This window comes from Pseudomonas zeae (assembly GCF_014268485.2).
In the GTDB taxonomy this organism is placed as follows: domain Bacteria; phylum Pseudomonadota; class Gammaproteobacteria; order Pseudomonadales; family Pseudomonadaceae; genus Aquipseudomonas; species Aquipseudomonas neuropathica.
On sequence record NZ_CP077090.1, the window covers coordinates 5,728,573 to 5,740,406 of the forward strand.

8 protein-coding genes and 1 pseudogene are annotated in these 11,834 nt (G+C 60.8%); 5 read left to right on the forward strand and 4 right to left on the reverse strand.

Annotated elements, in window-relative coordinates; all coding sequences use genetic code 11:
- Nucleotides 1–209: 209 nt before the first annotated feature.
- Both ggt and HU754_RS25275 read left to right on the forward strand, forming a co-directional pair.
- Nucleotides 210–2,042, forward strand: a complete 1,833-nt coding sequence (ggt, locus tag HU754_RS25270; protein WP_186624703.1) for a gamma-glutamyltransferase — start codon at nt 210–212, stop codon at nt 2,040–2,042.
- Nucleotides 2,043–2,438: 396 nt separating this feature from the next.
- Nucleotides 2,439–2,807, forward strand: a complete 369-nt coding sequence (locus HU754_RS25275) for a DUF6124 family protein (RefSeq protein ID WP_186624704.1) — start codon at nt 2,439–2,441, stop codon at nt 2,805–2,807.
- A 91-nt stretch (nt 2,808–2,898) separates the two neighbouring features.
- Here the strand turns inward: HU754_RS25275 and HU754_RS25280 are convergent, their stop codons facing one another.
- The 4 genes and pseudogenes from HU754_RS25280 to HU754_RS25290 form a co-directional block, all read right to left on the reverse strand.
- The gene (locus HU754_RS25280) at nt 2,899–3,498 is read right to left on the reverse strand and encodes a flavin reductase family protein (RefSeq protein WP_186624705.1); all 600 of its coding nucleotides are present in this window, start codon (nt 3,496–3,498) and stop codon (nt 2,899–2,901) included.
- A 153-nt stretch (nt 3,499–3,651) separates the two neighbouring features.
- Nucleotides 3,652–4,212: a methyl-accepting chemotaxis protein gene (locus HU754_RS29910; protein WP_371748318.1), complete on the reverse strand. Its 561-nt coding sequence runs from the start codon at nt 4,210–4,212 to the stop codon at nt 3,652–3,654.
- Nucleotides 4,192–5,109: pseudogene (locus HU754_RS29915) on the reverse strand (PAS domain-containing protein); the annotation flags it as partial. The pseudogene HU754_RS29915 and the gene HU754_RS29910, both read right to left, overlap by 21 nt.
- The gene (locus HU754_RS25290) at nt 5,085–6,398 is read right to left on the reverse strand and encodes an MFS transporter (RefSeq protein WP_186624707.1); all 1,314 of its coding nucleotides are present in this window, start codon (nt 6,396–6,398) and stop codon (nt 5,085–5,087) included. The gene HU754_RS25290 and the pseudogene HU754_RS29915, both read right to left, overlap by 25 nt.
- A 334-nt stretch (nt 6,399–6,732) precedes the next feature.
- On the opposite strand from HU754_RS25290, the gene HU754_RS25295 reads away from it, so the two are divergent.
- The 3 genes from HU754_RS25295 to HU754_RS25305 all read left to right on the forward strand — a co-directional run bounded on the left by HU754_RS25295 (nt 6,733) and on the right by HU754_RS25305 (nt 11,775).
- Nucleotides 6,733–8,151 carry a short-chain fatty acid transporter gene (locus HU754_RS25295; protein WP_007912940.1) on the forward strand — a complete coding sequence of 473 codons (1,419 nt, stop codon included), beginning with the start codon at nt 6,733–6,735 and terminating at the stop codon, nt 8,149–8,151.
- 187 nt (nt 8,152–8,338) lie between these two features.
- Entirely contained in the window at nt 8,339–10,036 is a 1,698-nt protein-coding gene (locus HU754_RS25300) for a molecular chaperone HscC (RefSeq protein ID WP_186624708.1), read from the forward strand.
- Between the two features lie 11 nt (nt 10,037–10,047).
- Nucleotides 10,048–11,775 (forward strand): J domain-containing protein, encoded by a 1,728-nt coding sequence (locus tag HU754_RS25305; protein ID WP_186624709.1) that lies wholly within the window; start codon nt 10,048–10,050, stop codon nt 11,773–11,775.
- Nucleotides 11,776–11,834 lie beyond the last annotated feature (59 nt).

An 11,834-nucleotide genomic window follows, 5' to 3' on the forward strand; every position in this document is an offset into this window, starting at 1 on the left:
CGGTGGTGCATCCAACATTTGGTTGCCTGACACGCCGCATTCGCGAGCAGGCTCGCTCCCACAGGGGCGAATTTCAGTTCGATGAGTTTGCGGTTGACCCTAGCGAACATCCGCCCCGAAAAGAAAGACAAAAATGCCCACCGGTTTGCGTCGCGACCGAGCGGTCGATAAAGTCCCTGAGACTTTTATCCCACGGACGGAGAGCCCGCGTGTTTTCAGCCTTGCCCTTGAGCCGCTTTCGCCTGCCTGCCCTGACGCTGATCATCAGCGCCCTGACCCTCACCGCGTGCAACGCCCCGCCCTCCTCGACTTTGCCGCTGGCGCCGGAAGCCGCTTCCGGTTACCGCACCGACCTGCAAACCCGCCACGCCAGCCAACACATGGCCGCCGCTGCCAATCCCTTGGCTGCTGAAGCCGGTCGCGAGATGCTGCGTCAGGGCGGCTCGGCGATTGATGCGGCGATTGCGATGCAAGCGGTGCTGACCCTGGTTGAGCCGCAATCGTCCGGGATCGGCGGCGGCGCGATGATCGTGTTGTGGGACGGTAAACAAGTGCGCACATATGACGGCCGCGAAACCGCACCGGCCGGCGCGACCGAGAAGCTGTTCTTGCGTGCCGATGGCCAGCCGATGTCGTTCCCGCAGGCGCAGATCGGCGGTCGCTCGGTCGGTACACCGGGCGTGTTGCGCGCGCTGGAGATGGCACATAAACAACACGGTCGCCTGCCGTGGGCGAAGCTGTTTGAACCGGCGATCAAACTGTCCGAGCAAGGCTTTGCGATCTCCCCGCGATTGCACTCGCTGCTGGAATCAGACCCAGTCATCCGCCAGTCGCCGGATATGGCCAAGTACTTCCTCAACACCGATGGCAGCGTCAAAGCCGTCGGCACGCGCCTGCAAAACCTGGCATTGGCCGCCGTGCTCAAACGCATCGCCAACGAAGGCCCGGACGCACTGTACAAAGGCCCGATCGCCGAAGAAATCGTTGCCAAGGTGCAGGGCCACGCCAACCCCGGCAGCCTGTCGCTGAACGATCTGCAGCGCTATCAGGCCAAGGAACGCGCGCCGCTGTGCACCGACTACAAACGCTGGCAGGTCTGCGGCATGCCGCCGCCGTCGTCGGGCGGGATCGCCGTGGCGCAGATTCTCGGCACGTTGCAGGCGCTGGAAACCCGCGATCCACGTCTTTCCCTGACGCCGCTGAAACCGCAGAAGACCGACAAACCGGCCGGCATTGAACCGGATCCGCAAGCCGTGCATCTGATCGCCGAGGCCGAGCGTCTTACCTACGCCGACCGCGCGCAATACGTCGCCGATACCGACTTCGTGCCGGTACCGGTCAAAGGTCTGGTCGATCCCGGATATCTCGCCAGCCGCGCCAGCCTGATCGGCGAACGCAGCATGGTCAGCGCCAAACCGGGCACGCCACCGGGTGTGCAGGTCGCCTACGCACCGGACCGTTCGCCGCTGCGCATCTCCACCTCGCAAGTGGTCGCGGTGGATGACCTCGGCGGCGCGGTGTCGATGACCACCACCATCGAAGCCGCATTCGGTTCACACCTGATGGTTCAAGGTTTCTTGCTGAACAACCAGATGACCGACTTCTCGTTCATCCCCGAAGAGAACGGCCAGAAAGTCGCCAACCGCGTCGAACCCGGTAAGCGCCCACGCTCGTCGATGGCCCCGACGCTGATCTTCGATCGCCACAGCGGCGAATTCCTCGCCAGCGTCGGCTCGCCGGGCGGTTCGCAAATCATCGAGTACGTGGCGAAAACCACCGTCGGCCTGCTCGACTGGAACCTCGACCCGCAAAGCGCCATCAGCCTGCCCAACTTCGGCAGCCGCAATGGCCCGACCGAACTGGAACAAGGCCAGTTCAGCCCGGCGCTGATTCAGGCGCTGAAAGACAAAGGGCATGCGGTGAGTGAAATCGACATGACCAGCGGCACCCAGGCCATCGTGCGGGTCAAGGATGCGCAGGGGAAAGCGTCGTTGGAAGGTGGCGCGGATCCACGGCGTGAGGGGGAAGCGCTGGGGGATTGAGGCTAGGACGCAAAGAGAAAAGGCTTACCGGGAGGTAGGCCTTTTGCTTAGCACACTGCGTATTTCAAATCGGGATGTTTAAAAACTTCGAGGTAAACAGAGAACCGTCCCACAAGGTTTTCAGGTTGTCCGTCGGACGTCAGCTCTCTAGCCTGTACTCGTCGCTGCCAATTCAGTGACCGGGATTGGAAACCCCGAGTAGAACCGAGCGCACAAGCGCCTTTCATAACGTATCCTTGCGCACCTTCATGGTGTGCACTCCGTTATGGCGGCTGTGCGCGGGAGACCTTCGGGTCAACCGGGTTCTCCGTTCCCCGGGTTTCCAACCTGCGTACAGCTGCCACCTATTCGTTCGGAAACCGAATCGGCCAGCTCCTATCCTGATCGGAGAACACCATGAAAAAACCAACACCCAATCCCCCCGAAACAAACACCGACCCAACATCCCCGTACGCAACCATCGACAGCAAAAAACTCAACGAAGCGGCCGACCGCGCCCTCGACCACTACCTCAAACCGACCATTCACATCATGGCGTCCACCCGCGTAGCTGAACCCATGTACCTCGCCAACCCGGTTTACGACACCGAATCGCTGCTGGCCAATGCCAGTGAGTCCCTGGGTTCGGTCACCGAGATGCTCAACAATTTCGCCGCTGTGCTGGATACCGCGCACCGCAAGACCGCGCTGGGTATCGCGCAAATCGTCATGCTGAGTGAGCTGACGGTGAATCAGGCGCTGGATAACGTTCAGCCGACGGCGTAATTACTTCGACGTATAAAAAATCCGATGCCCACAAAGGCATCGGATTTTTTTTGATTGGGCCAAAGGTCAAACATCAACGCAAAGCTATTATTCAAACCGCTAGCGTCTTCCCATCCACCCCATCACCAATCTTCAGGAAATGCCCACCCGCCACGTGGTGCAAGGTGCGCAAACCATCATGACCTTCGAAATGCCAGCGCCCGTCACTGAACACACGTTCATCGGCATGGGCGGCGATGACTTCGGCGAGGAACAGGTCGTATTGCTCGTGGTTGCGCGGCTCGGGCAGTAAACGGCATTCCAGCCAGGCTACGCAGCCGTCAAGCAGCGGCGCTTCGACTTGTTCGCCATTGAAGGTCTGTAAGCCGTAAGCCTGGAACTTGTCTTGCCCTTGGGTTTGGGTGATGTCCAGACCCGAGGTATTGCCGACGGTTTGCACGATATCGGCCTGATTGACGCACGGCACGTTGAGCACGAAGGTGCCGGACGCTTCGAGAAGTTGGCGGGTCCAGGTGGATTTATCGAGGACGACGGCGACTTTCGGTGGTTCGAAATCCAGCGGCATCGCCCAGGCGGCAGCCATGATGTTGCGCTGACCGTCGTGGGCGGCGCTGACCAGCACGGTCGGCCCGTGGTTGAGCAAACGGTAGGCTTTGTTCAGGGGCACCGGGCGGCGGTGGGAATCGCTCATGGGATCTGCTCCGGGGGAAAAGGAGCCGATTGTAGCGCCAACGTAAATTTGTAGGAGTGAGCCTGCTCGCGATAGCGGTGTATCAGTCAGCACAAATGTTGAATGTCAGACCGTGATCGCGAGCAGGCTCACTCCTACAGGGTTTAGTGCAGGTCAGTGGGAGAGTTGGTTGGCGAACTGGCCCACGGCATTCACGACTTTCTGCGCGCCATCCTGAATCTCGACAATCACTGTGCCCGCCTCTGCTGCCAGCGCCAGGCCTTGTTCAGCCTGGAGTTTGCCGTCGGTCATCAGGGCCACGGCGTTGCGTGCCATTTCCTGGTTCTGTCGCACCACAGTGACGATCTCTTCGGTCGCCTGACTGGTGCGCGAGGCCAGTTGCCGCACTTCGTCAGCCACCACCGCAAAGCCTCGGCCCTGCTCGCCGGCACGGGCCGCTTCGATGGCAGCATTGAGCGCCAGCAGGTTGGTCTGTTCGGCAATGCCGCTGATGGTTTTGACGATGGTGCCGATTACCTGCGACTGCTCGTTGAGTGCTTCGATACCTTCACCGGCGGCTTGCATGTGTCGCGACAGATCTCGCATTACGTTGACCGCTTCAGTCACCACCGTGGTACCGCGCTGGGCCGTGCTGTCGGTTTGCTGCGAAGTGCTGTAGGCAATGCTCGCCGCGTCGGCTACGGCTTGTTCGCGGTTGACCTGATCGGTGATCACCGTGGCGAACTTCACCACTTTGTAGAGTTTGTCGTTGGCATCGACCACCGGGTTGTAGGACGCCTCCAGCCACACGGTACGGCCATGGCTGTCGACACGCTTGAAGCGGTCAGCGACGAACTCGCCGTTGTTCAGACGACGCCAGAAATTCTGGTACTCGGCGCTGTTGTATTCCTCCGGCGCGCAGAACGTCCGGTGATGTTTGCCCTTGATCTGCGCCAGGCTGTAACCCATGCCGCTGAGAAAGCGATCGTTGGCATTGAGCACATTACCGTTAAGGTCGAACTCGATTACCGCCGTCGAACGCACCAGCGCACCGATCAGATTTTCGTGTTCACGCGAGGCTTCGATGGTGCGGGTCAGGTCGCTGGCGTAAAGCGAAATGTGCTTGATCCGCCCGTCCGAAGAACGCACCGGTTGCACGATCGAACGCAGCCACGCCTCCTCACCATTGCCGCGCAACAGGCGCACGGCACCGGCGAAATGCTCGCCGCGGGTCATGGCGTTTTTGAAGCGGTGATGGAATTCGTCGGTCTTTACGTGGGCCGGGACGATATCTTCAATCGCTCGACCGATCAGGTCCTGGCTCTTGTAGAGCATCTCGGTAAGGAAGTTCTGGTTGACCGATTGAATGCGCCCGTCAGGTTCCAGGCACAGCACCAGCATCTCGCTTTCCAGGCTTTCCTTCACCTGCACAAGGCTGGAGAGTTCTTCACGAAGAGTGGCCAGCTCTTGCTTCAGGCGTTTGTTGAACATGGGAAAGTACCGATGGGCAGGATAGAAAGCGGGATACAGCCTAGCCATCGGCCTTGAAAAGCTTTTCTGAAGAGCGTTTGCGACCCGTCGGTCAAAAATAGTTCGAGCGCACGCTGTCAGGCAGTTCCGGCCACCTGACATTGTCCTGTGCGCGGCATTCGCGAGCCAAAATACGCTGCCGTCAATAGCCCCACAACGCCCATCACCGCGCAGAACATCACACAGATCCACGGACTCCACGGCATCAGGCCGATCAGCAACAGCGGTGTGGTGCTCGCCCACGCCGCGTAGGCAATGTTGTAGGTGAAGGAAATGCCGGACACGCGGATACGCGCGGGGAACAAGCCGACCATCACCGATGGCACAGCGCCGACGACACCGCACGCCAGACCAGCAATGGCATATGCAATGCCAATCCACTCGCCACCGATGATCAGGCAGCCATAAAGCACACCGATACCCAATGGCAGCAGCAGACTGTAGAGCATGACCGTGCGCCAGGCACCGAGGCGATCAACCAACAGACCGGCAATCACGCAGCCGATATTGAGAAACACGATGCCCAGGGCGCTGAGGGCGAAGGTGTGGCTGGCGGTCATGCCGAAGGTTTTCTGCATCATGGTCGGGGTGATGACGACGAACACCACCACCGCCGAAGTCAGCACGCAAGTCAGCAACATCGCCGGCAGCATGGCCAGTCGATGCTCGCGCAACACCGTGCGCAGCGGCAGTTCAACCCGCGCCTCACGCTGCGCTTCCATGGCCATGAACACCGGGGTTTCGCTCAACCAGCGCCGCAGGTAAACGCCGATCACGCCGAACACACCACCGAGCAGGAACGGATAACGCCAGGCGTAATCGAGGATTTCCGCCGGGGTGAAGACTTGCGCGAGGAACGTCGCGGTCAGCGCGCCGATCAGATAACCGAAGGTCAGCCCGGCCTGCAAAAAGCCCAACGCGTAACCACGATGGCCGGCCGGTGCGTGCTCGGCGACAAACACCCAGGCACTCGGCACTTCCCCGCCGACCGCCGCGCCCTGCAGGATGCGCAGCGCCAGCAACAGCAACGGCGCGAAATAACCGATCTGCGCATAGGTCGGCATGATCCCGATCAGCAGGCACGGCAGCGCCATCATCAGGATGCTCAGGCTGAAGACTTTCTTGCGCCCGAGTCTGTCGGCGAAATGCGCCATCAGGATCCCGCCCAGCGGCCGCGCCAGGTAGCCGGTGACAAAGATCCCGAAGCTTTGCAGCAGACGCAGCCACTCAGGCATTTCCGGCGGGAAAAACAACTGACTGAGGGTCAGGGCGAAGAATACGAAAATGATGAAATCGTAAATCTCCAGCGCCCCGCCAAGGGCCGCAAGGCCGAGGGTCTTGTAGTCGGAGCGGCTGAACGGCAAGGGTTTGGCCGTGGATTGGGCGGTCATGGCAAAGAACTCTGGCAGGCAAAAAACCAAGGCGCCCATGGTCTACGCAAATGCGCGGATGGACAACCCGTTAGACCATAGTCCCGGTTTTGCAAAACCTGCTCACAAATCGTCTTCGCTTGATTTACTGTTGAAGCCTGTCCTGCCAGGTGAAACCCACCGACCTCGAGCCGAGCCGGGAACCTTGTAGGAGTGAGCCTGCTCGCGATAGCGGTGTGTCTGTCACCTCCATGTTGAACGTGCCGATGCCATCGCGAGCAGGCTCACTCCTACAGGAGATCTGCGTTTCGCCTGCCGGATCAAAAATAACCATAAAAAATCCGAGGTACTTCCTGTGGCCGTTGATATCGAAGATAGCCGCTCCGCACGCTTTGCCCTGCGCTGTTCAAGCTTTGCCGAACGCTGGTTTCCCGATTCCTGGGTTTTCGCCGCGCTGGCCGTGATCATCGTCGCCCTGGCCACCCTGGCCATGGGCGCCAAACCCACCGATGCGGCGATGGCCTTCGGCGACGGGTTCTGGAGCCTGATCCCGTTCACCATGCAAATGGCCTTCGTGGTGATCGGCGGCTATGTAGTCGCCAGTTCGCCACCGGCCGTGAAACTGATTGATCGCCTGGCGCGGATCCCGAAGAACGGCCGTTCCGCCGTGGCCTGGGTGGCGCTGATCTCGATGGTCGCGTCCCTGCTCAATTGGGGCCTGTCGCTGGTGTTCGGCGGTTTGCTGGTGCGCGCCCTCGCCCGCCGCACTGATCTGAAAATGGATTACCGCGCCGCCGGTGCTGCGGCTTATCTGGGCCTTGGCGCGGTGTGGGCGTTGGGCTTGTCGTCGTCGGCTGCGCAATTGCAGGCCAACCCCGCCAGCCTGCCGCCGTCGATCCTGTCGATCACCGGGGTGATTCCATTCACTGAAACGATTTTCCTCTGGCAGTCCGGCGTGATGTTGCTGGCGCTGATCGTGATCTCGATCATCATCGCCTACGCCACCGCCCCCGGGCCGAATTCGGCGCGCGACGCCAAGGCCTGTGGCATCGACCCGGCCTTCAACCTGCCACCGCTGCAACCGCGTACGCGTCCGGGTGAATGGCTGGAACACAGTCCGCTGCTGATCATCGTGCTGGTGCTGCTGGCAGCGGGATGGCTGTTCCATGAGTTTTCAACCAAACCGGCGATCACCGCGATTTCCGGGCTGAACACCTATAACTTCCTGTTCATCATGCTCGGCGCCTTGCTGCACTGGCGGCCGCGCAGTTTCCTCGATGCCGTCGCCCGCGCCGTGCCGACCACCACCGGCGTGTTGATCCAGTTCCCGCTGTACGGCTCGATCGCCGCGCTGATGACCACGGTCAAAGGTACGGACGCGCAAACCCTGGCGCACCACATCTCGACGTTCTTCGTCAGCATCGCTTCCCACGACACCTATGCGCTGCTGATGGGCGTGTACTCGGCAATACTGGGCTTCTTCATTCCGTCGGGCGGCGGCAAGTGGATTATCGAAGCGCCTTACGTGATGCAGGTCGCCAATGATCTGCAATACCACCTCGGCTGGGCGGTGCAGATCTACAACGCGGCCGAAGCGCTGCCGAACCTGATCAACCCGTTCTACATGCTGCCGCTGCTCGGCGTACTCGGGCTGAAAGCGCGGGACCTGATCGGATTCTCCTTTGTGCAATTGCTGGTGCACACGCCGCTGGTGCTGCTGTTGCTGTGGGCGTTGGGGACGACGCTGGCGTATACGCCGCCAGTGATGCCTTAACCCTAGCGGGGCGCAGTCATGATGGCCGCGCCCCACACTTTTCTCCTGAAACAGCTCTGTGTCGGGCTGCCTGTCGCAAATAATGGCTCAGAGCCATCATCCTGCTTTACCGCATCGCTCCCTCGGTAATATTCTGCGCGCCCATAAATGTTTCATTTTTTTTCAAGCGCAAAGGGAGTTCGTTGCAATGATCGTAGGGATTGACCTGGGAACCACCAACAGCCTGGTCGCCGTCTGGCGTGGCGATGCCACCGAGTTGGTGCCCAATGCCCTGGGTCAGTTCCTGACACCGAGCGTTGTCGGCCTGGATGATCAGGGCCGGATTCTGGTCGGTCAGGCGGCGCGCGAGCGTCTGCACACGCATCCGCGCCTGACCGCGTCGCTGTTCAAGCGCCACATGGGCAGCGCCACGCAAACGTATCTGGCCGACAAAGCGTTTCGCCCGGAAGAGCTGTCCGCGCTGGTGCTCAAGAGTCTGAAAGAAGACGTTGAACGCGCCTATGGCGAAACCGTCACCGAAGCCGTGATCAGCGTCCCGGCCTACTTCAGCGACGCTCAACGCAAAGCCACGCGCATCGCCGGCGAACTGGCCGGGCTGAAGGTCGAGAAGCTGATCAACGAACCAACCGCCGCTGCCCTCGCCTATGGACTGCACCAGCGCGACAAGGAAACTTCGTTCCTGGTCTTCGACCTCGGTGGCGGCACGTTCGACGTGTCGATTCTGGAGCTGTTCGAAGGGGTCATGGAAGTGCGCGCCAGCGCCGGTGACAACTTCCTCGGTGGCGAAGACTTCGACACGGTGCTGCTGGAGCACTTCATCAGCCAGCACCGCTCGGCCGCCGACTTCCCTGAGCGCAGCAGCGTCATCCAGCCGCTGCGTCGAGAGGCCGAACGCGTGCGCAAGGCGCTGGGCCAGGACGACAGCGCCGAATTCCGCTTGCAACTCGGTGAGCGGCAGTGGACGCACACCATCACCCAACAACAGTTGGCGACGCTTTACATGCCGCTGCTCGAACGCCTGCGCGCGCCGATTGAACGGGCGCTGCGCGATGCGCGCATCCGTGTCAGCGATCTGGACGAAATTCTGTTGGTCGGCGGCACCACGCGCATGCCGCTGGTGCGCAAACTCGCTGCCGGGCTGTTCGGCCGCTTCCCGTCGATCACCCTCGACCCGGATCAGGTCGTGGCACAGGGCGCGGCGATTCAAGCGGCACTCAAGGCTCGCGCTGCAGCGCTGGAAGAAGTGGTGTTGACCGATGTCTGCTCCTACACCCTGGGCATCGAGACCTCCACACAAGTCGGCCGTAACTATGAGAGCGGCCACTACCTGCCGATCATCGAGCGCAACAGCATCGTCCCGGTCAGTCGGGTGAAAACCGTGTACACCCTGCACGACAATCAGGAACAGGTGGTCGTACGGATCTTTCAGGGCGAAAGCCGCCTGGTCAAAGACAACGTGGCACTCGGCGAACTGGACATCAAGGTACCGAAACGCAAGGCCGGCGAAGTCGCTCTCGATGTGCGTTTCACCTACGACAACAACGGTCTGCTTGAAGCTCAGGTGAAAATCCCCCTGACCGGGCAACAGCATTCGCTGGTCATCGAGAACAACCCGGGCGTGCTCTCCCCCGAGGAGATCCAGCAACGCCTGCAGAACCTGGCACAGCTGAAAATTCATCCGCGCGAGCAGCAGGTCAACACGCTGTTGAGTGCCCGTCTGGAGCGCCTCTATCAGGAAAGCCTGGGCGATCTGCGTGATCTGATGGGCGATTGGGCTAAGCAATTCCAGATCGCCCTCGACTCTCAGGACGAGCGCCAGATCCGTGAAGTGCGCACCGACTTGAGCCGCCGCCTGAGCGAGCTTGATCGCACCCCGTGGCAATAAGGAGCCTGGCCATGGATTGCTGGTCGGTGCTGCACCTGCACGATGGCGCTGAAGCCCGCGACATCAAGCGCGCCTATGCGCGCCTGTTGAAAACCTTCCGCCCCGATGAGGATGCCGAAGGTTTCCAGCGCCTGCGCGAAGCCTACGAACAAGCGTTGGCGATTGCCCGGTGGCGCCTTGAAAACGCTGAGCCTGCGGACGAAGAAGACGTCGCCGTGGCCACGGCTTCCAGCGCCTTTGCCGCACTGGCTCTCGATGCTGCGCTGGCAAACAAACACAGCCACCTGCAAAACCAGCCATGCGATGTTGCCGCCCCTGAGTTTCCGCCCGTCAGCCCGGCCGCCCCGGAGCCGTTCGTGCCGCCCGAAAGGGACGAGGTTCTACGTGTCGAGCCCATGGCCGCGGACACGTATGTAGATGCGCACGCTGTTGAAACGCAAGCCGCACAGCAACTGCTCGAAGGCCTGTCGCCAGACAACCTCGACGAGCGTTGGGATCAGGCGCAACAGCAAGGCTGCGCCAAGGCGTTCGAAAGGCTGTTGCTGCAACGGTGTTTTGACCAGCCACATCTGCGCAGCCCAGTGCTGCACTGGGCCGTCGAGCAACTGGGATGGTTGGGGCCGTGGCAAGACGTGCTGATGAATGATCGTCAGCGTGACGGGCTCGCCGAGAGCCTGATGGCCGATTACCGAAACACCCTGCAAGCGCTGCTGGAAAGCCAGAGCGAGCGCGAATTCCTCAATTTGCTCAAGCGCTACAGTGCTCAGCCATGGCTGCAGGTATTTGATCGCCGCGAACAATGGCAGCAAACCCTGCTGCACTTGCTCAATGACAGCGAGTGGAGCGTGCCGCTGTTCGACCGCATCGGCCAACTGTTCGGCTGGGATCACAACAAAGGCCTGCACCCGCAACCGGACTGGCTCTGGGACAGACTGATCGAACGCTGCGATCAGGAAAGCTTCTATGACAATCTGCGGGGCAAGGCGGAAAGTGACCGCACGTGGGCGGCCGACGTTCAGGCCGCGCATCTGTTGATCAATCCGCTCAAGCCCCTGCAGCAGAAGAAGATCATTGATGGCTTTGGCCAGAATGAATGGCAGGCCTGCCATGACTTGTCGGAAAAGCTTGCTTGGCGCTTCCCCGAGCTGCTCGCACGTTTGCCCTATGCCGATGTTTTTTACTGGCGACGGTTCTTTCCACGGCCCATCGCCGCCGAGACCTGGGTACGGGTATGGGCGGCAATTGCCTTGGCGCTGTGCCTGTTCTATCTGGGTATTGAGAAAAGGGATGCCGCCAATCTCATCTTCATTCCGATGATCTTTGCCTGCGTACCGGTATGGTTTTTTCGCTTTGCATTGAGTTGGTGGGTGGTGCTCACGGCCCACGTGATCGTGCCGGATCTGTGGCTCACCGAGGGACTGATTCCGCGCAAATGGAACCCTGACACGCGCTGGTTGGTGATACGCCACGGGGTTCCGCAGGTGGTGATGCTGCTGTTGTTTTCGCTGATGCTCGGGCCGCTGGGCGCGCTCACTTATGTCGGCACGCTCCTGATCGGGCAGGTGCACAAACGCCGTATCGGCTCGCTCGATCCGGAACTGAGCAGCCGCCACCCTTGGCTGACCGCATTGCATTGGGCGCACTTCAGTCCGCTGCAATTGCTGTTTCTGGTGGTCATGACCGCCGTAACAGCGGCGAGCAGGCTCGGCTATTCGCTCACCCAGCTCATGCCCGGCTAGGAGCGCAACGACAAAACGCTCTGTCACCCAACCGTCACATTGCCTTGCTAGCGTCCGCC

Coding starts and splice junctions, on each gene's coding strand:
- HU754_RS25275 (WP_186624704.1), top strand. CDS start 2,439: ATGAAAAAACCAACACCCAATCCCCCCGAAACAAACACCGACCCAACA.
- HU754_RS25280 (WP_186624705.1), bottom strand. CDS start 3,498: ATGAGCGATTCCCACCGCCGCCCGGTGCCCCTGAACAAAGCCTACCGT.
- HU754_RS25290 (WP_186624707.1), bottom strand. CDS start 6,398: ATGACCGCCCAATCCACGGCCAAACCCTTGCCGTTCAGCCGCTCCGAC.
- HU754_RS25300 (WP_186624708.1), top strand. CDS start 8,339: ATGATCGTAGGGATTGACCTGGGAACCACCAACAGCCTGGTCGCCGTC.
- HU754_RS25305 (WP_186624709.1), top strand. CDS start 10,048: ATGGATTGCTGGTCGGTGCTGCACCTGCACGATGGCGCTGAAGCCCGC.